The organism is Jeongeupia wiesaeckerbachi, assembly GCF_050916355.1.
Classification (GTDB): Bacteria; Pseudomonadota; Gammaproteobacteria; order Burkholderiales; family Chitinibacteraceae; genus Jeongeupia; species Jeongeupia wiesaeckerbachi.
Window position 1 is genome coordinate 2,109,470 of record NZ_CP136946.1, and the last position, 18,074, is coordinate 2,127,543.

At 63.6% G+C, this 18,074-nt stretch carries 20 protein-coding genes; 15 read left to right on the forward strand and 5 right to left on the reverse strand.

From position 1 onward, the window contains the following. Positions 1-52 precede the first annotated feature (52 nt). On the reverse strand, positions 53-319 hold the full coding sequence (rpsT, locus tag R0382_RS10320) for a 30S ribosomal protein S20 (protein ID WP_432719509.1): 267 nt from the start codon (positions 317-319) through the stop codon (positions 53-55). A gap of 179 nt (positions 320-498) precedes the next feature. Between rpsT and murJ the strand changes: the two genes are divergently transcribed. Further along, positions 499-2,034: a murein biosynthesis integral membrane protein MurJ gene (gene murJ / locus R0382_RS10325; protein ID WP_432719510.1), complete on the forward strand. Its 1,536-nt coding sequence runs from the start codon at positions 499-501 to the stop codon at positions 2,032-2,034. A 221-nt stretch (positions 2,035-2,255) separates the two neighbouring features. Here the strand turns inward: murJ and R0382_RS10330 are convergent, their stop codons facing one another. The 4 genes from R0382_RS10330 to R0382_RS10345 all read right to left on the reverse strand — a co-directional run bounded on the left by R0382_RS10330 (position 2,256) and on the right by R0382_RS10345 (position 5,328). Next, positions 2,256-2,795: a hypothetical protein gene (locus tag R0382_RS10330; protein WP_432719511.1), complete on the reverse strand. Its 540-nt coding sequence runs from the start codon at positions 2,793-2,795 to the stop codon at positions 2,256-2,258. A 3-nt stretch (positions 2,796-2,798) separates the two neighbouring features. After that, positions 2,799-3,857, reverse strand: a complete 1,059-nt coding sequence (hisC, locus tag R0382_RS10335) for a histidinol-phosphate transaminase (RefSeq protein WP_432719512.1) — start codon at positions 3,855-3,857, stop codon at positions 2,799-2,801. A 161-nt stretch (positions 3,858-4,018) separates the two neighbouring features. Continuing rightward, the gene (locus R0382_RS10340; protein WP_432719513.1) at positions 4,019-4,732 is read right to left on the reverse strand and encodes an SAM-dependent methyltransferase; all 714 of its coding nucleotides are present in this window, start codon (positions 4,730-4,732) and stop codon (positions 4,019-4,021) included. Continuing rightward, on the reverse strand, positions 4,729-5,328 hold the full coding sequence (locus R0382_RS10345) for a Maf family nucleotide pyrophosphatase (RefSeq protein WP_432719514.1): 600 nt from the start codon (positions 5,326-5,328) through the stop codon (positions 4,729-4,731). The genes R0382_RS10340 and R0382_RS10345 overlap by 4 nt, the downstream gene beginning before the upstream one ends. Here R0382_RS10345 and R0382_RS10350 point away from each other — a divergent pair. The 14 genes from R0382_RS10350 to R0382_RS10415 all read left to right on the forward strand — a co-directional run bounded on the left by R0382_RS10350 (position 5,323) and on the right by R0382_RS10415 (position 18,048). Beyond that, the gene (locus R0382_RS10350) at positions 5,323-5,913 is read left to right on the forward strand and encodes a YceD family protein (RefSeq protein WP_432719515.1); all 591 of its coding nucleotides are present in this window, start codon (positions 5,323-5,325) and stop codon (positions 5,911-5,913) included. The genes R0382_RS10345 and R0382_RS10350 overlap by 6 nt on opposite strands. Before the next feature lie 40 nt (positions 5,914-5,953). Beyond that, positions 5,954-6,133 (forward strand): 50S ribosomal protein L32, encoded by a 180-nt coding sequence (gene rpmF, locus R0382_RS10355; RefSeq protein WP_070528171.1) that lies wholly within the window; start codon positions 5,954-5,956, stop codon positions 6,131-6,133. 102 nt (positions 6,134-6,235) lie between these two features. Further along, positions 6,236-7,282 (forward strand): phosphate acyltransferase PlsX, encoded by a 1,047-nt coding sequence (gene plsX, locus R0382_RS10360; RefSeq protein WP_432719516.1) that lies wholly within the window; start codon positions 6,236-6,238, stop codon positions 7,280-7,282. A 21-nt stretch (positions 7,283-7,303) separates the two neighbouring features. Beyond that, complete coding sequence (locus tag R0382_RS10365) at positions 7,304-8,260, forward strand: beta-ketoacyl-ACP synthase III (protein ID WP_432719517.1); 957 nt, start codon at positions 7,304-7,306, stop codon at positions 8,258-8,260. Positions 8,261-8,359: 99 nt separating this feature from the next. Then, positions 8,360-9,301, forward strand: coding sequence for an ACP S-malonyltransferase (fabD, locus tag R0382_RS10370; protein WP_432719518.1), 942 nt, complete (start codon positions 8,360-8,362; stop codon positions 9,299-9,301). Positions 9,302-9,375: 74 nt separating this feature from the next. After that, positions 9,376-10,119, forward strand: a complete 744-nt coding sequence (gene fabG, locus R0382_RS10375; RefSeq protein ID WP_432719519.1) for a 3-oxoacyl-ACP reductase FabG — start codon at positions 9,376-9,378, stop codon at positions 10,117-10,119. 102 nt (positions 10,120-10,221) lie between these two features. Beyond that, positions 10,222-10,461: an acyl carrier protein gene (gene acpP / locus R0382_RS10380; protein WP_070528160.1), complete on the forward strand. Its 240-nt coding sequence runs from the start codon at positions 10,222-10,224 to the stop codon at positions 10,459-10,461. Between the two features lie 84 nt (positions 10,462-10,545). Then, complete coding sequence (fabF, locus tag R0382_RS10385; protein ID WP_432719520.1) at positions 10,546-11,790, forward strand: beta-ketoacyl-ACP synthase II; 1,245 nt, start codon at positions 10,546-10,548, stop codon at positions 11,788-11,790. Between the two features lie 312 nt (positions 11,791-12,102). Beyond that, complete coding sequence (locus R0382_RS10390; protein ID WP_432719521.1) at positions 12,103-13,380, forward strand: aminodeoxychorismate synthase component I; 1,278 nt, start codon at positions 12,103-12,105, stop codon at positions 13,378-13,380. Next, a complete protein-coding gene (gene pabC, locus R0382_RS10395; protein ID WP_432719522.1) occupies positions 13,377-14,207 on the forward strand; it encodes an aminodeoxychorismate lyase in 831 nt (276 codons plus the stop codon). Before R0382_RS10390 ends, pabC begins: the two co-directional genes overlap by 4 nt. Continuing rightward, positions 14,195-14,503 carry a hypothetical protein gene (locus R0382_RS10400; RefSeq protein WP_432719523.1) on the forward strand — a complete coding sequence of 103 codons (309 nt, stop codon included), beginning with the start codon at positions 14,195-14,197 and terminating at the stop codon, positions 14,501-14,503. Before pabC ends, R0382_RS10400 begins: the two co-directional genes overlap by 13 nt. 61 nt (positions 14,504-14,564) lie before the next feature. Beyond that, complete coding sequence (gene ribA, locus R0382_RS10405; protein ID WP_432719524.1) at positions 14,565-15,182, forward strand: GTP cyclohydrolase II; 618 nt, start codon at positions 14,565-14,567, stop codon at positions 15,180-15,182. Between the two features lie 218 nt (positions 15,183-15,400). After that, a complete protein-coding gene (locus tag R0382_RS10410; protein WP_432719525.1) occupies positions 15,401-17,605 on the forward strand; it encodes a hypothetical protein in 2,205 nt (734 codons plus the stop codon). Between the two features lie 176 nt (positions 17,606-17,781). Next, positions 17,782-18,048, forward strand: coding sequence for a hypothetical protein (locus R0382_RS10415; RefSeq protein WP_432719526.1), 267 nt, complete (start codon positions 17,782-17,784; stop codon positions 18,046-18,048). The last annotated feature ends 26 nt before the right edge of the window (positions 18,049-18,074 follow it).

The following is an 18,074-nucleotide window of genomic DNA, read 5'->3' on the forward strand; positions in this document are numbered from 1 at the left end:
CGGCATAAAAAAACCCCGGCCTGGACCGGGGTTTTGTCTTCCTGCAGACTGCTTAAGCAGCCATTGCCTTGACGGCAGCGGACAGACGGCTCTTATGACGAGCGGCCTTGTTCTTGTGGAAGATGTTCTTGTCGGCAATGCTGTCGATGATCGACACCGATGCCTGATAGGTCGCTTGTGCGGCAGCCTTATCACCTGCGTCGATCGCCTTCAGCACCTTTTTGATCGCGGTGCGGAACGCCGAACGCTGGCTGGCATTGTGTTGGCGGGCTTGTTCAGCCTGACGCGCACGCTTGCGAGCTTGGGCGCTGTTAGCCATATTCTGTCAACTCCAAATAACGGATGTGGTTGGAAATCGGGCGTGGCCCGAAGCCAGCCTTGAAAACCCGCGATTTTATCGCCTTGTGCCGCAGGATGCAAGTCCGGATACAAATGCACGCTGCCCGAGCCGGCTGGACGGCGTATTATCCGCAGCGTTTTCCAAAGTCGCTGGCTGCCATGAATCTTCTCAAATCGCTCGCCGCCGTGAGTTCGATGACGCTGGTTTCACGCGTTCTCGGTTTTGCTCGCGATGCCATCGTCGCCCGGACTTTCGGTGCGGGGCTGATGACCGACGCGTTCTTCGTCGCCTTCAAGTTGCCGAACCTGCTGCGGCGGATTTTCGCCGAGGGCGCGTTCTCTCAGGCCTTCGTGCCGATCCTGGCCGAGTACAAGAGCCAGCAGGGCGAGGACGCCGCGCGCACCTTCGTGGCCTATATCGCCGGGCTGCTGACGCTGGTGCTGGCGGTGGTCACGATCATCGGCATGCTCGCCGCACCTTGGGTGATCTGGGCGTCGGCGCCCGGTTTTGTCGATACGCCGGAGAAGTTTGCGCTGACCAGCTCGCTGCTGCGCATCACCTTCCCTTATATATTGTTGATCTCGCTCGCCTCGCTGGTTGGCGCGGTGCTGAATACCTGGAACCGTTTTTCGGTGCCGGCGTTCGCGCCGACGTTTCTGAACATCAGCATGATCGCGTTCGCGCTGTGGGTGTCGCCGCACATGAATCCGCCGGTGCTGGCGCTGGGCTGGGCGGTGCTCGCCGGCGGCGTGCTGCAACTGGGGTATCAGCTGCCGCACCTGAAGAAAATCGGCATGCTGGTGCTGCCGCGTCTGAATATGAAGGATGCCGGCGTCTGGCGCGTGCTCAAGCAGATGGGGCCGGCGGTGCTCGGTGTGTCGGTCACCCAGGTATCGCTGATCATCAATACGATCTTCGCGTCCTTCCTGGTCTCGGGCTCGGTGTCGTGGATGTATTACGCCGACCGGCTGATGGAGTTCCCGTCCGGCGTGCTCGGCGTCGCGCTCGGGACCATCTTGTTGCCGTCGCTGTCGAAAACCCATGCCAGCAAGGACGCCGCCGGTTACTCGGTGCTGCTCGACTGGGGGCTGCGCCTGTGTCTGCTGCTGGCGCTGCCGTCGGCCGTCGGGCTGGCGATCACCGCCGAGCCGCTGACGGCGTCGCTGTTCCAGTACGGCAAGTTCAGCGCCCATGATTCGCTGATGACCCAGTACGCGCTGATTGCCTACTCGGTCGGCCTCGTCGGTCTGCTGTTGGTCAAGGTCTTGGCGCCAGGTTTCTACGCTCGGCAGAATATCCGTACGCCGGTGAAGATTGCCCTGCTGACGCTGGCGGTGACACAGCTGATGAACCTGGCCTTTGTCTGGCATCTACAGCACGCCGGCCTGGCGCTGGCCATCGGCCTTGGCGCCTGCTTCAATGCGGGCCTGCTGTTCTGGAAGCTGCGCAGTCAGAACATCTACCAGCCGCAGCCGGGCTGGTGGATGTTCTGCATCAAGCTGCTCGTCGCCGTGGTGGCGATGGCGGCGGTGCTGTTTGGCGTCATGGCTCTGATGCCGCCGTGGGATACCGGGCATATGGCTTCGCGCCTGTTGCGGCTGACGCTGCTGGTGGCCTCGGGCATCGGCGCCTACTTCGGCGTGCTGGCCTTGCTGGGATTCCGGCCCAGGGATTTTGCGCGACGCACGGCTTGAGTGGCTTGCGTCAAGATCGACCAATAAAAAACACGCCGGCATGCTGGCGTGTTTTTTATTGGTGGTGATTGAGTCGGGAGACTATCCCGGTGGGTGAGCGAGCCAAGGCAGTTTGGCTCCGCCCGAAGCGCAGGAGCCGGAGTGGACATGGAGTCCACGAGGATTCCGAGCATCGGACGGAGGCAAAATGCACAGGCGTAACCACCTAACGGGGGGGGGCTCTAGCGGCGGCTGCCGAGGATCAGCATGATCGCAGCACCGACGGCGAGCAATGCGCCGGCGAGCAGCCAATGCATCGGCGAGGGGCGCACGCCGCCGCGGATGTCGAGCATCAGCTCGTGAACCGGCAGCGACTGTTCGCCGGTGGCCGTGACGCTGATCTCCAGCGTGCCGCCGCGCGTCAGCGTGATCGGTGCCAGCCCCAGCCGGTTCGGCGTGCGGTCCGGCGCCGTATCGGACGCCGTTTTGGCATCGACGAAGACCAGTACTTCCTTGCTCAGCAGCTGACCGTTCTGGCGCACCTCGATGGCGAAATCGGCGCGGTTTTCCGGGCCGAAGCGCCGGCCGCCGATATTGCCCTTGAGGACGATGCCGATCGGCCCCTGGTCGAGGCTGACCGTCTGGGTGATCGATTGCACCGCCGCTGACTGCTGCAGCGGATGACTGGCGAGCAGCTGGCCCGAGAAAAAGCGTGCATAGATATACCAGCCCGGGCCGGCAACGACGCCGGCCACCAGCAGCAGCCACAAGCCCGTTTTCATCGCTTAGCGCAGCAGCGTGTGCAATGCGGCGATCAACGCATCGCATTCGGCGTCGGTGCCGATCGAGATGCGCAGATGCTGATCGATGCGCGGCGCCTTGAAGTGGCGGACGATCACGCCGTGCTCGCGCAGCCCGGCCGCCAGCTGACCGGCGTCGTGTTGCGGGTGGCGGGCGAACACGAAGTTCGCCGCGCTCGGCAGTACGTCGAAGCCCAGTTCGCGCATCGCTGCGCTCAGCTTTTCGCGGCTGGCGATGACCTTGTCGCAGCTCGCGCGGAAGTAGGCTTCGTCGGCGAACGAGGCGCTGGCGCCGGCGATGGCGAGGCGGTCGAGCGGGTAGGAATTGAAGCTGTTCTTGACGCGCTCAAGCGCCTCGATCAGTTGCGGGTGGCCGAGCGCGAAGCCGACGCGCAGGCCGGCGAGCGAGCGGCTTTTCGACAGTGTCTGCACCACCAGCAGGTTCGGATAGCGCTCGATCAGCGTACATGCGCTGTCGCCGCCGAAATCGATATAGGCCTCGTCGACGACGACGACCGCGTCCGGTTGGCGCTGCAGTAGCCGCTCGATATCGGCCAGCGGCAACAGCCGGCCGGTCGGTGCGTTCGGGTTCGGGAAAATGATCGCACCGGCATCGCCTTCGTAGTCTGCGACATCGATCTCGAACGCGTCATTCAGCGGCACCGTGCGGTAGTCGATCTGGTACAGCCCGCAATACACCGGATAGAAGCTGTAGCTGATGTCCGGGAACAGCAGCGGCTTGTCGTGCTTGAGCAGCGCACAGAAAGCGTGGGCCAGCACTTCGTCCGAGCCGTTGCCGACGAAGACGTGTTCGCGCTTGAGGCCGTGGTAGGTGGCGATCGCATCCTTGAGCTGGTCGGCGTTCGGGTCCGGATACAGGCGCAGCGCGTCGTTGTTGGCGTCGTGCAGCGCGGCGAGCACCTTCGGCGACGGGCCGTACGGGTTCTCGTTGGTATTGAGCTTGACGAGGTTTTGCAGCTTCGGCTGCTCACCCGGAACGTAAGGGGTCAGCGTGTGGACGATCGGGCTCCAGAATCGGCTCATGGCGGTCTCGTGTGGCGGGGGAATCGGTGGGTCGGATCGAGCCTACCGCAGTCCGCTGGCGTACCCAAGCGCCAGCGTGCTACGGCGTGTTCAGGCGCTGTTCTGCGGTGATCTCACGGCAGCGTGTGCAAGCTGCCGTGACACATCAGAAGTGCAGGGCCTTAGTCTGCGCTGAGGACGAAGACGGTCGGCCGCTTGTGCAGCTCGGGCTTCCCCGCGCGGCGCCAGTCGGCGACGGTCTGGCTTTTGACCCACTCTTCGCTGCCGGTCAGCTCGCGGGCGACGGTGAGGTGCGTTGTAGGGCTGCAATGCTGCAGCAGCGCCGCGAACAGCGCGTCGTTGCGGTACGGCGTTTCGATGAACAGCTCGGCCTGTTTCTCCTTGCGCGAGCTGGCCTCGAAGGCCCGAATCGCCGCGAGCCGCTCGCCATCATTGGCTGGCAGGTAGCCGTTGAAACGGAACTTCTGGCCGTTGGCGCCCGACGCCATCAGCGCCAGCAGGATCGACGACGGGCCGACCAGTGGTGCGACGCGAATGCCGCGTGCGTGCGCCAGCCGCACCAGTCGTGCGCCGGGGTCGGCGACGCCGGGGCAACCGGCTTCGGACATCAGCCCGACATCGTGGCCGGCCAGCAGCGGTGCGAGCAGGTCGGCGAGTTCGCCGTCCTTGGTGTGTTCGTTCAGCTCGCGCAAATCGAGGCTGCGCAGCTCGTGCGGCGTGCCGAACAGCTTGAGATGGGCGCGGGCGGTCTTCGGCGCTTCGACGACGAAGTGCGTCAGCGTACGGGCGATGCCCAGCGCCTCGGCCGGCAACACGCTGGCGAGCGTGTCGTCGGCCAGTGGTACCGGAATCAGGTAGAGGATGCCCTTGCTCATAGGATGGCGACGCCTTCTTCAGCCAGCATGTCGATCAGCGCGATCAGCGGCAGGCCGATGATGGCCGCCGGATCGGTCGACTCGATCGCTGCGATCAGCGCAATGCCGAGACCTTCGGTTTTGGCACTGCCGGCGCAATCGTAGGGCTGCTCTTTCAATAGATAGCGTTCGATCGTTGCGTCGTCGGCATCGCGCATGGTCACGCGGGTGACGTCGGTGTGTGTCTGGGTGCGGCCGCTGGCGGCGTTGTGCAGTGCCACCGCGGTGTGGAACTCGATGGTCCGGCCGCGCATGGCTTTCAGTTGCGCGACGGCGCGTTCGTGGGTGCCGGGCTTGCCGAGCTGGACGCCGTCGAGCAGTGCGACCTGATCCGAGCCGATCAGCAAGGCATCAGGGAAACGCGACGCCAGCGCGACGGCCTTGGCGATGGCCAGGCGCAGGCTGGTTTGCGCCGCGGTTTCATCGGCCAGCGGCGTCTCGTCGACGTCGGGGCTGGCGGTGTCGAACGGCAGATGCAGGCGTTCGAGCAGTTCGCGCCGATAGCGCGAGGTGGAGGCCAGCACGAGGGCTGGCGAGCGAAGCTTTTGTTTTTGCATTGGAAATCCGTCGCGCCGGGCGGAAAGGTTTTGACATCGGTAGGCGGGAAATTATATCATGCGCGGTTTCTGGTTCGTTGGCTCATGGGTATGACGGTCATTCACAGCGCCGAATTTGCCCGCGAGGGTGGCGTGCTCGACGGGGTGATCCCGGTTGCGGCGATGTTGCGGCTGAGTGATCAGCTGGCAAGTAATGGCGGTGAAATCCGCTGGTCGCTGGCTGGATCGGTCGACCGCTTCGAACGCCCGCGTCTACGCCTGAAGGTATCGGGCGAGTTGCAGCTCGTATGCCAGCGTTGCCTTGCGCCGATGGCGTGGTCACTCGATGTGGGTACCGTACTGACGCAGTTTCCGACCGAGGAGCAGGCCGACGAGGCCGCGGAACTCGACGAAACGCTCGAAACGGTGCTGATCGATCCCGCGCTTGATGTACCGGCGCTGATCGAAGAAGAAGTGCTGCTGGCTCTGCCGTACGCGCCGCTGCATGTGCAATGCGCAGCGCCCGGCGATGAACCGCTGCAACGTAGTACCAAGCCGAATCCGTTTGCTGTCCTGGCTCAAATGAAAACCAGGAAAGCGGAGTAACTGAAACAGTAGTTTTTTCTGGTTTTCAAGGAGTTTTATCATGGCCGTTCAACAGAATAAGAAGTCCCCGTCCAAGCGCGGCATGCATCGTGCGCACGATTTCCTGACCGCTCCGGCGCTGTCGGTCGACGCGCAAACCGGTGAAGTGCACCGCCCGCACCACATCTCGCCGAACGGTTTCTACAAAGGCCGTCGCGTGATCAAGGCCAAGGGCGAATAAGTCCTGCGCAAAAACGCATTTATAACCAATCGGTTATGATAACGGCGCAAGCGAGCCATCTCGCTTGCGCCGTTCGCCATTCTGGATTCTGCCTTGTCTGCTATGGACATTACTGTCGCTGTCGATGCGATGGGCGGCGACCACGGGACTCACGTCACCGTGCCGGCCGTCCTGCATTTCCTCGAACAATACCCCCACGTCAATGTCGTCCTCGTCGGCTTGCCCGATGCGATCGACGCCGAACTCAAGGCGCATAAAGCGCAGTTGGGTCCGCGTCTGCGCGTCCATGCCGCCAGCGAAGTCGTGACGATGGACGAGTCGCCGCAATCGGCGATGAAGAACAAGAAAGACTCGTCGATGCGCGTGGCGATCAACCTCGTCAAATCCGGCGAGGCGCACGCCTGTGTGTCGGCCGGCAACACCGGGGCGCTGATGGCGACGGCGCGTTTCGTGCTGAAGACCATCGACGGGATCGAGCGTCCGGCGATCGCCAAGATGATGCCCTCGATCAAGGGCTCGGAAACCTGCGTCCTCGACCTTGGTGCCAACGTCGATTGCACGCCGCTGCAACTGGTGCAGTTCGCGGTCATGGGCTCGTCACTGGTCGCGGCGGTCAAGGGCAAGGATGCGCCGACGGTCGGTCTGCTCAATATCGGTTCCGAAGACATCAAGGGCACCGATACGATCAAACAGACCGCCGAGCTGCTGCGCGCGAGCCGGATGAACTTCGTCGGCAACGTCGAAGGGAACGACCTGTACTCGGGCGCGGTCGATGTCATTGTGACCGACGGTTTTACCGGCAACGTCGCGCTGAAAACCTCCGAAGGCATCGCCAAGATGATGGAGCGTTTCCTGCGCGAGGAATTCACCCGCAATCTGTTCACCAGGGCGCTGGCGATGCTGGCATGGCCGGTGCTGGCGCGCTTCAAGAAGCGTGTCGATCCGCGTCGCTTCAACGGCGCGTCGCTGGTCGGCCTCAAGGGCATCGTTGTCAAAAGTCATGGCGGCGCCGACCGGATGGCGTTTTACTGGGCGCTGAAGCAGGCTGCCGATGAGGCGCGTGCGGGTGTGACCCAGCGCATCGCCGAACAGGTGCAGCAACAACTTGCCGACCTCGCTGCCCACCCGGCTGCGGCGGCGGATCAATAAACCCATACGCAGGAAGCATTCATGTACGCGCGCATCGCCGGAACCGGCTCCTACCTGCCTGAACACATTCTGACCAACGAGGCGCTGGCTCAGCGCGTCGATACCAGCGACGAGTGGATCGCCACCCGCACCGGGATTCGCCAGCGTCATCTGGCTGCCGATGGTGAAATGACGTCCGATATGGCGCTCAAGGCGGTCGAGCGTGCGCTTGATGCCGCAGGCACCGAGCGTAGCGAGGTCGACCTGATCATCGTCGCGACGACGACGCCGGACCATGTGTTCCCGTCGACCGCGTGCACGGTGCAGGACAAGCTCGGCCTGCATGGCTTCCCGGCGTTCGATGTGCAGGCCGTCTGTGCCGGTTTCGTCTACGCGCTATCCGTTGCCGACGCGATGATCAAGTCGGGCGCGGCGCGTTGTGCTGTCGTCATCGGTGCCGAAAAGCTCTCCAATCTGCTCAACTGGGAAGACCGGACCACCTGTGTGCTGTTCGGTGATGGCGCCGGCGCCGTGGTGCTCAAGGCGTCGGACGAGCCGGGCATCCTGGCGTCGAAACTGCACGCCGACGGCCGCTATCGCGACATCCTGAAGACCCCGGGTTACCTGAAGCAGGGCCAGATTGAAGGTTCGCCGTGGATCTATATGGATGGTGGCGCGGTGTTCAAGTTTGCCGTCCGTGCGCTGGCCGATGTCGCCAAGGAAACGCTGGCGGCCGCCGGCATCGATCAGGCCGATGTCGACTGGCTGGTGCCGCACCAGGCCAATCTGCGCATCATCGAATCGACCGCCAAGCACCTGCACCTGAGCATGGACAAGGTCATCGTCACCGTCGACAAGCACGGCAACACCTCGGCGGCCTCGATTCCGCTGGCGCTGGACGAAGGCGTACGCAGCGGCCGGATCAAGCGGGGCCAGACGGTGCTGCTGGAAGGCATCGGCGGTGGTTTTGCCTGGGGATCGGTACTGTTCAAATACTGATGCAAACGGCGCAGCGATGCGCCGTTTGACTGTTGGATAACCAAATAACTGTTTGATTTGCCGTCCGGCCGAGCCGGGCGACCACAAGGAGCTAAGAAGATGGCATTGGCTTTCGTCTTTCCAGGCCAGGGTTCGCAATCGCTGGGCATGATGAACGGTTTCGCCGACGACGCGTCGGTGCGCCAGACCTTTGAAGAAGCCAGCGGCGTGCTCGGTCAGGATCTGTGGGCGATGTGTGCCGATGGCGCCGACGCTGCGGTGATCAACGCCACCGTCAACACCCAACCGCTGATGCTGACCGCCAGCGTCGCGATTTTCCGCGCCTGGCGCGCCGCCGGTGGCGCTGCCCCGGCCATTGCGGCAGGGCATTCGCTGGGTGAATACAGCGCGCTGGCCGCGGCCGGCAGCATCGCATTCGCCGATGCAGTCAAGCTGGTCCGCCTGCGCGCCGAGGCGATGCAGTCCGCCGTTCCCGAAGGCGAGGGCGCGATGGCGGCGATCCTCGGCCTGCCGGATGACGTGATCGTCGCCGCCTGCCTCGAAGCGGCGCAGGGGGAGGTGGTCGAAGCGGTCAATTTCAACTCGCCGGGTCAGGTCGTCATTGCCGGCAGCAAGGCAGCGGTCGAGCGCGCCATGGCGCTGTGCAAGGACAAGGGCGCCAAGCGCGCGCTGCCGCTGCCGGTGTCGGTGCCTTCGCACTGCGCGCTGATGAAGCCGGCGGCCGAGCGGCTTGCCGTCGCGCTGGCGCAGGTCCACGTTGCCGCGCCGGAGTTCCCGGTGATCCACAATGCCGACGTCGCCGCGTATACCGACCCGGCGCAGATTCGTGACGCGCTGGTGCGCCAGTTGTACCAGCCGGTGCGCTGGGTCGAGTCGGTGCAGAAAGTGGCCGCCGACGGTGGTGCCACCGTCTTCGCCGAATGCGGTCCGGGCAAGGTGCTCAGCGGGCTGAACAAGCGGATCGCCGATGGTGCACAGCATACGGCGCTCGGCGATGTCGCCGCGTTCGATGCACTGAAGGCATTGCTGAAACCCGATTGAGCTAGTGTGCCGCACGCGGCGCATTTCACGTTGATCCGTGCGGCGTGGCCCGCACGCAATTAAAGGAAGCTGCAATGAGTCTCGAAGGTAAAGTCGCGCTGGTAACCGGCGCATCGCGCGGTATCGGCCAGGCTATCGTTCTCGACCTGCTGGCCCAAGGCGCGACCGTCATCGGTACCGCGACCAGCGCCACCGGCGCAGACGCCATCAGTGGCTATATCGCTGCCGCCGGCGGCAAGGGCCGCGGCCTGGCGCTGGAAGTGACCGCCGATGGCGCTTGCGAAGCGATCGTCGATACGATCGAAAAGGAGTTCGGCGCAATCCACATCCTCGTCAATAATGCTGGCATCACCCGCGATAACCTGCTGATGCGGCTGAAGGACGAAGACTGGGACGCAATTATGGACACCAACCTCAAGCCGGTGTACAAGCTCTCCAAGGCGGTGATCCGCGGCATGATGAAAGCCCGCTGGGGGCGTATCATCAACATTGCCTCGGTGGTCGGCGCGACTGGCAATGCCGGTCAGACCAACTACGCGGCAGCCAAGGCGGCACTGTTCGGTTTTACCAAATCGCTGGCCAAGGAAATCGGCTCGCGCGGTATTACCGTCAACGCGGTGGCGCCCGGCTTTATCGACACCGACATGACCCGCGGTTTGGCTGATGAACACAAGGCCAAACTGCTTGAAAACATCACGCTCGGCCGCCTCGGCGCGCCGCGCGAGATCGCAGACGCGGTCGGCTTTCTTGCCAGCGACCGCGCCAGTTACGTGACCGGCCAGACCTTGCACGTCAACGGCGGCATGTATATGAATTAACGTGCATTTAACCAACATCAGTTGGCCCGCATTGGCGCGGCGGCTTTTTTTGGTACAATGCGACCGCTTTTTTTATCCCTTGAAAGGCTTGGAGTTTTATCCATGGAAAACATCGAACAGCGCGTGAAGAAGATCGTTGCCGAACAACTTGGCGTGCCGGAAACCGACGTCAAGAACGAGTCCTCCTTCGTGAATGACCTCGGCGCCGACTCCCTCGACACCGTTGAACTCGTGATGGCCCTCGAAGAAGAATTCGAGTGCGAAATTCCGGACGAAGACGCCGAAAAGATCACCACCGTCCAGCAAGCGATCGACTACGTTTCGGCGAACCTGGGCAAGTAATTTCGCTGCATCCAAGACCTCTGGCGGGCATTTTCGTGTCTGGCAGGGGTCTTATTCCATTCGGCGTTTCAATCGGAGAGTAATGTGTCCAAACGCAGAGTAGTGATTACTGGCCTCGGCCATGTGTCCCCCGTCGGCAACGATGTTGCCACCGGCTGGGCCACCCTGCTCAAAGGGCAGTCCGGCATCGGCAGGATCACCCGCTTTGACGCGAGCGACTACGCTTGCCAGATCGCTGGCGAGGTCAAAGACTTCGACATCAGCCAATACATCTCGGCCAAAGATGCGCGCCGGATGGATACCTTCATCCACTTCGGCATTGCGGCCGCGTTCCAGGCGATTGCCGACGCAGGCCTCGATGACGTGGCCGACCTCGACAAGACCCGTGTCGGTGTCAACATCGGTTCCGGTATCGGCGGCCTGCCGCTGATCGAGGAAATGGGCGGCACGCTGCTCGCCGGTGGCCCGCGCAAGATCGGCCCTTTCTTTATTCCCGGTTCGCTTGTCAACCTGATTGCCGGCCACGTGACCATTTACAAGGGTTACCAGGGGCCGAGCTACGGCATCGTGTCGGCATGCACGACCGGTGCGCACTGCATCGGTGATGCGGCGCGGATGATCCAGTACGGCGATGCCGACGTGATGGTCGCCGGCGGTTCCGAAGCGACGATTACCGGCCTCGGCATCGGCGGCTTTGCCGCGATGAAGGCGCTTTCGACCCGCAATGACGACCCGGCGACCTCGTCGCGGCCGTGGGACAAGGGCCGCGACGGCTTTGTCATGGGTGAAGGCGCTGGCGTGCTGGTGCTCGAGGAGTACGAACACGCGGTCAAGCGCGGCGCGAGAATCTATGCCGAGTTCGCCGGTTTCGGCATGAGCTCGGACGCGCACCACATTACCGCGCCGAGTTCGGAAGGCCCGGCACGCGGCGTTGCCAATGCATTGCGCGACGCCGGCATCAATGCCGACGAAGTCGATTACGTCAACGCGCACGGTACGTCGACGCCGCTCGGCGACGCCAACGAAACCGCGGCGCTGAAGCTGGCTTTCGGCGATCACGCCAAGAAGCTCGTCGTCAATTCGACCAAGTCGATGACCGGTCACCTGCTCGGTGGCGCCGGTGGTGTCGAGGCGGTGTACTCGGTGCTGGCGCTGCACAACCAGATCTCGCCGCCGACTGCGAATATCTTCGAACAGGATATCGAAGGCGGTTGCGATCTGGACTACGTGGCCGACGGCGCGCGCGAGATGAAAATCCGCGTGGCGATCTCGAACAGCTTCGGCTTTGGCGGTACCAACGGCACGCTGGTGTTCAAGCACCTCGCTTGATGCGCTGCGCGTACCAGGAAAAAAGGCTGCTTCGGCAGCCTTTTTTCATGCGTTGCAGTCCCGCTCGTCGGGTGCCCGGTCTCGGTGTTGATCCGGCCGTACTGGCGGAAGCCGTCGGCCGAATCGAGACGCGGCATCGCCCCGGCCTCGATCGCGTCCAAGCCGCGTGCCGTCGCGAGCCATTGCGGCACAGGCTGGCCATGACGGATGGCCGTGAGGCGGCGGCTTGGGCTGAAACACACATGAAAACAATCGTCATTTGCATGATTCCAAATCGCGGGATCGGCTTGACGGGCTTGGTACAATCGTCACATGCAAGTTCAAGCTTTGACCCTTATTCCCGATCTGCCGGCGCTGGCCGCGGCATTTCCGACCCGGTGTCCGGTGCTGCTGCAGTCGTCCGGCGACAGCGGCTGGGACATCCTGATGGCGTTGCCGCAGGAGCGGCGCGTCTATCACGATCCGCATGCCTTCCTCGCCGATCTCGACACCTTGCCGGTGCACGCTGGCGAGACCAGCGATTTGCCGTTTGCCGGCGGCTGGGCCGTTTACGCTGGTTACGAGCTGCTGGGCGCGTTCGAAGCGACCGTGCCGGCGCGTGCGCCGGGCACACCGGTTGCCGCGCTGATCCGTTGCCCGGCCGCGATTCTTGTCGACCGCGCCACGCAAGGCGGCCTTTTGGTTGCCGAAACCGCTGCGCAACTGGCCGAACTGGCCGAACTCGTCTCGCAGGCGCCGGCGTGGCAGCCCAGACCGCTGGTCGTCGCCACGGTGTCCGAGGACGAACCGCAGGCTTTTGTCGATGGTGTCGCCGCGTGTAAGCGCTACATCGTCGAAGGCGACGTCTTTCAGGTCAACCTGTCGCGCGGCTGGGATGTAACGCTGGCGCAGGGCGATGCACACGATCTGTATGCCGCCTTGCGCGCCGCCAATCCGGCGCCGTTCTCGGCGTTGTTCGATCTGGGCGAGTCGCACATCGTCAGTTCGTCGCCCGAACGGCTGGTGCGGGTGCAGGGCGGTGTCGTCGATACCCGGCCGATTGCCGGCACGCACCGGCGCTCGGTCGATCCGGAGGAGGACGCGGCGCTGAAGCGCGCGCTGCTGGCGACGGTGAAAGAGCGCGCCGAGCACATCATGCTGGTCGACCTCGAACGCAACGACCTCGGCCGCATTGCCATTCCCGGCAGCGTCGAGGTCGACGAACTGATGGCCGTGGCCAGCTACACCTATGTCCACCATATCGAATCGAACATCCGCGCCCGCCTGCGTCTAGGCACCACGGCCCGGCAGATCCTGCGCGCGCTGTTCCCGGGCGGCACGATCACCGGCTGTCCGAAAGTGCGCTGCATGCAGATCATTCGCGAACTGGAAGACCGCGAGCGTGGTGTCTACACCGGCAGCCTCGGTTACATCGGCATCGATGGCCGGATGGACCTGAACATCCTGATCCGCAGCTTTTTGCAGACCGGCCCGCAGCTGTATTTCCGCGCCGGTGCCGGCATCGTCGCCGACTCGGTGCCGGAACGCGAGTTGGAGGAAACCCGCCACAAGGCGCGCGGCTTGCTGCGTGCGCTCGGGGTCGCCGGGTGATCCGCCTGGTCGACGGCGTGCCGGCCGAATCGTTGCCGCTGGCCGATCGCAGCATCCAGTTCGGCGACGGCGTTTTTCGCACCTTGTACATCCGCGACGGCGGCATCCCGTTCTGGCAACGCCATATGGCCAAGCTGGCGCACGATGCCGCGGCGCTCGGGATTGTCGCGCCGTCGCCGGAGGCCTGGCTTGCCGATCTGCGCGTGCACGCCACGGCATCGGCGACGATCAAGCTGGTGCTGACCCGCGGCGAGTCGCCGCGCGGTTACGCGGTGCCAGCCGATTGCACGCCGCACCGGATCACCCAGATCGCGTCACCGGCACCGACGATCGATCGTCGCGCCGGTATCACGGTCCGGGTCTGCGAGACACGCGCCAGCTGGCAGCCACGGCTGGCCGGGATCAAGCACCTGAACCGGCTCGAGAACGTACTGGCGCGCAGCGAGTGGTCCGATTCGGTGGTGTTCGACGGCCTGTTGCTCGACCGTGATGGCGATGTCGTCGAAGGCACGATGAGCAATGTGCTGCTGCTGGAGCGGGGCGCGCTGCTGACGCCACGCCTTGATGGCGGCGGCGTCGCCGGCGTGATGCGTGACGTTGCCTTCGAGGCGGCGACCGCCGTGGGCTGGCAAGCCGGCGAAGCGCGGATTTCGCTGCAGCGGCTGCGGCGGGCCGAACGCGTCTGGCTGTGCAACAGCCTGATCGGGCTGGTGCCGGTGGCCCGGCTTGGCGATCATTCATGGCCGGTCGATCAATCCCCGGTCGACTCCCTTTTCGCCGAGCGCATCTCCGCATGCGCCGCCCAGGAAACCGTATGGCTCGTATAAACACCCGATTCGGTACGCGATGGATGGTTCGCGGCACCTTGCTGTTGCCGCTGACGTGCTTCGCCGCCCCCGAACCGACGGCGGCACCGGCGTATTACAAACCCGATCCGGCCAGGCTGGCGCAGCTTGAAGCGCAGCGCTGCAGCAATCTGGGCAAGGAGTCGGCGCTGATCCACCGTCGCCTGGCCGGCTTCAACCGGCCGTACGATGTCGACAAGTTGAAGGCGCGCCAGTCGCAGGTTGACGCCGATTACGCCCGCTACTGCAAAACCGCATCCGCGCCAGCAGCACGCTGACACGATTGCAATTCGGGGCGGCGCCCCCATGTGCAGGGGATTCACTTCTTCGCCGATTCCCATGTCCAATGCCCCACTGATCCAAGCCGCCGTCGAGAAAGCCGGCGTCGCCCGCCTGCCTACGCCGCATGGCATTTTCATGGCGCATGCCTACCGTTCCGGCCTCGACGACGTCGAGCATCTGGCGGTGGTGATGGGCGATCCGACCGGCGATGCGACGCTGGTTCGGCTGCATTCGGAATGCCTGACCGGCGACGTGTTCGGCTCGCTGCGATGCGATTGCGGCGAGCAACTGAACAAGGCGCTCGAACGCATCGCCCGTGAGGGCCGCGGTGTGCTGCTCTATCTGCGCGGTCAGGAGGGACGCGGCATCGGGCTGGCGCACAAGATTCGCGCCTACGAGCTGCAGGACAGTGGCCTCGATACCGTCGATGCCAACCTCGCGCTCGGTCTGCCGGTCGATGCGCGCTCGTACGAAGCGGCAGTGGCGATGTTGCGCGATCTCGGCATCACCTCGGTCCGACTGATGAGCAACAACCCGAAGAAGATCGCTGCGCTAGAAGCCGCCGGCCTGCCGGTGCTGCAGCGTGAACCGCACGCGGTCGATCCGAATCCGGAAAACCACCATTACCTGGCGACCAAGCGGCTGCGGATGGGGCACTTGCTCAAGGAAAGGTGAATTTGGCAACGAACAAACATTAAACTATGTGGATTCCCGGGCGGTCCAACCGTCACGGTGATCACAAGGCGGTGCGTTGGCATCGCTGGACAAAGGGGATCCATATGCATCGCAAGACGCTTACCAAATCACTGTTGGCCTTACTCTGGCTCAGCGTTCCGGCCTTGGGCTGGAGTGCCACCGCTCCGTCGCCTGCTCCCGCTGCCACGCAGACTGAAATGCTCAGTGCCGGCTCGCAGGCGATCGGCTGGCCCAGGCTGGTCAACGGCCAGCAAGGCGAGCAGATCTATGTCTACCAGCCGCAACTCGACGCACTGAACGGCAATGTGTTGACAGGGCGTTCGGCGGTGCGGGTCTCGAGCAAGCAGGGCGATACCTTCGGCGTGATCTGGTTCAGCGCCCGCGCCGACATCGCCAAGGATCAGCGTGTCGTGACGCTGAGCCAGTACAAGATCACCAAAACCAATTTCCCGACAGCGAGCAAGGACGAAAGCCGCTATCTGTCGACACTGAGCACCGCCTTGCCGAAGCAGGGCTGGACCGTGCCCTACGATGCGCTGCAGGCCGATCTGCAGATCAATCAGGCCGAAGCCGCACAAGCCGGCCAGCCGGTGAAGAACGACCCGCCGGCCATCATCTACAGCAATCGTCCGGCGATGCTGGTGATGATCGATGGTGAACCCGCGCTGCGCAGCGCAGGCGGCAAGCTGATGCGAGTGGTCAATACCAGTGCGCTGCTCGTGCTCGACGAGGCCAGCGGCAACTACTACATGTGGGCGGTGGAGCGCTGGTATCAGGCCAAGTCGGTGACCGGCCCGTGGCAGGTGGCGAGTCATCCGCCGACGGATGAATTGAATCCGCTGCGCGAATCGCTGCTCAAGGCCAACAAGATCGATCCGATGTCGGGCAAGAGCGCCAATGGCGAGTCGGCATTCGATCCGAACGTCGTGCCGGCGATCTATGTCGCCACCAAGCCGACCGAGCTGCTGCAGAGCAAGGGCGACCCGCAGTACGCGCCGATTCCGGATACGCAGCTGCTGTATATGTCGAATTCGTCCAACGATGTCTTCGTGCAGGTCGGCAGCCAGCAACTGTATGTACTGATCTCTGGCCGCTGGTTCACGGCCAGCAAGATCGACGGCCCGTGGCAATACGTGCCGGGCGACAAGCTGCCGGCGGATTTCGCCCGTATCCCGGCGAATCACCCGATGGCCGGCGTGCTGGTCTCGGTACCGGGCACGGCGCAGGCCAGCGAAGCGCGCATTGCCAACAGCGTGCCGCAGACCGCCCAGGTCAAGCGCAGCGTCAAGCCCGATCCGGTCAGCTACGACGGCGGCGCACCGCAGTGGAAGCCGGTCGACGGCACGTCGCTGCAATATGCCTACAACACCGCGACGCCGATCATCCGCGTTGATGCGCAAAGTTATTATCTGGTGCAGAACGGCGTCTGGTTCGTTGCCACGTCGGCGGCCGGCCCATGGAATGTCGCGGCCAGTGTGCCGGCGGTGATCTATACGATTCCGGTTAGCTCGCCGGTGCACTACGTGACCTATGTGCGCGTCTACAGCGCGACGCCGACTGTTGTCTACGTCGGCTACACGCCGGGTTACTACGGCACGGTGGTGTCGAGTGACGGCGTTGTCGTGTACGGCACCGGTTATGTCTACCCGACCTATGTCGGCACGGTCTGGTATCCGCCGCCCTATACCTACGGTTTCGGCGTCGGCTTTGCCTGGGGTACGGCGAGCGGTTTCGCCTGGGGCTTCGCCATGGGCGCATGGATGTCGCCGTGGTACTGGGGCGGCGGTGGCTGCTGCTGGCATGGTGGCAACGACGTCAATATCAACATCACCAACAACTACAACCGCTGGGGCCACAATTCGGTCATCACCGGACCGAACAACACCGTTCGCACCGGCCAGATCGGCCAGACCCGGTTTGCCAACAAGCAAGGCAGCGGCGATCTGTATGCCGGCCGCGACGGTCAGGTCTACAAGCGCAACGACAGTGGCCAGTGGCAGAAGTATCAAGGCAACGGCAACTGGTCCAACATCGACAAGCAGCAGGCCGCCGACAATGTGAAGAGCCGGGCACAGAACTACGCCAACAGCCCGCAAGGGCAGCAGCGCGTGCAGAACGCCAAGGACTTCGCCAATTCGCCACAAGGGCAGCAAGCCGCGCAACGCGCCAAAGACTGGAAACAGTCGCCGCAAGGCCAACAGGCCGGGCAGAACTTCCGCGAGAACCACCAGTCGCTCGACAGCCAGTTCCAGGCGCGCAATGTGGGCGACCAGCGGGCCGACAACTTCCAGCGCGGCAATGTTGGCAACAGCGGTAGCTGGGGCGCCGGCGCCCGCGAACAACCACGCTTTAGTGGTGGTGGCTTCGGGGGCTTCCATGGCGGCGGCTTCCGGCGTCGATGAAACGGTATATATATATGTGTGGTGTAACAACGGGCGGCCGTCAGGCCGCCCGTTGTGCTTTTGGGCGCGGTGAACCCGGGACGGACGGTGCTGGACGGGCTGGCGGGGGCGGTTTGAACGGTTTTGGGCGGGGCAGGGCGCGGTGAGCGGGGCCAAAACTGACGGATTTCATGCGCATGGCATGGGTTTGTCAGCTTTGCAGCGGTGCTGGCGGCGGTGTGGCGGGGATGTTGGGTTTGGGTCTGAATAAATTTCGCTGTCCGATCAACGGTTTATCGGTTCGGCGTGAAATTCTTTCGGTCGGGGTGTTGACGGGGGGAGGGGAAGTGCTTAAAGTTGCGTTCTCTGCTGATGACGCAGCGAAAGAAACGAAGCGAAACCCGCTGAGTTTACCGAGCGAAGTGTTCAGAAGCAAGCGATCTTTAACAAATTACAGCCGATGAGTGTGAGTGCTTGATGAGTGCATCAA

Bases quoted from the DNA above. Each gene is read 5' to 3' on its own strand.
- rpmF (WP_070528171.1), top strand. From the start codon at position 5,954: ATGGCCGTTCAACAGAATAAGAAGTCCCCGTCCAAGCGCGGCATGCAT.
- R0382_RS10400 (WP_432719523.1), top strand. From the start codon at position 14,195: ATGGCTCGTATAAACACCCGATTCGGTACGCGATGGATGGTTCGCGGC.
- murJ (WP_432719510.1), top strand. From the start codon at position 499: ATGAATCTTCTCAAATCGCTCGCCGCCGTGAGTTCGATGACGCTGGTT.
- plsX (WP_432719516.1), top strand. From the start codon at position 6,236: ATGGACATTACTGTCGCTGTCGATGCGATGGGCGGCGACCACGGGACT.
- R0382_RS10365 (WP_432719517.1), top strand. From the start codon at position 7,304: ATGTACGCGCGCATCGCCGGAACCGGCTCCTACCTGCCTGAACACATT.
- R0382_RS10410 (WP_432719525.1), top strand. From the start codon at position 15,401: ATGCTCAGTGCCGGCTCGCAGGCGATCGGCTGGCCCAGGCTGGTCAAC.
- R0382_RS10345 (WP_432719514.1), bottom strand. From the start codon at position 5,328: ATGCAAAAACAAAAGCTTCGCTCGCCAGCCCTCGTGCTGGCCTCCACC.
- acpP (WP_070528160.1), top strand. From the start codon at position 10,222: ATGGAAAACATCGAACAGCGCGTGAAGAAGATCGTTGCCGAACAACTT.
- ribA (WP_432719524.1), top strand. From the start codon at position 14,565: ATGTCCAATGCCCCACTGATCCAAGCCGCCGTCGAGAAAGCCGGCGTC.
- R0382_RS10330 (WP_432719511.1), bottom strand. From the start codon at position 2,795: ATGAAAACGGGCTTGTGGCTGCTGCTGGTGGCCGGCGTCGTTGCCGGC.
- R0382_RS10390 (WP_432719521.1), top strand. From the start codon at position 12,103: ATGCAAGTTCAAGCTTTGACCCTTATTCCCGATCTGCCGGCGCTGGCC.
- fabD (WP_432719518.1), top strand. From the start codon at position 8,360: ATGGCATTGGCTTTCGTCTTTCCAGGCCAGGGTTCGCAATCGCTGGGC.
- fabG (WP_432719519.1), top strand. From the start codon at position 9,376: ATGAGTCTCGAAGGTAAAGTCGCGCTGGTAACCGGCGCATCGCGCGGT.
- R0382_RS10340 (WP_432719513.1), bottom strand. From the start codon at position 4,732: ATGAGCAAGGGCATCCTCTACCTGATTCCGGTACCACTGGCCGACGAC.
- R0382_RS10415 (WP_432719526.1), top strand. From the start codon at position 17,782: ATGGCATGGGTTTGTCAGCTTTGCAGCGGTGCTGGCGGCGGTGTGGCG.
- rpsT (WP_432719509.1), bottom strand. From the start codon at position 319: ATGGCTAACAGCGCCCAAGCTCGCAAGCGTGCGCGTCAGGCTGAACAA.
- hisC (WP_432719512.1), bottom strand. From the start codon at position 3,857: ATGAGCCGATTCTGGAGCCCGATCGTCCACACGCTGACCCCTTACGTT.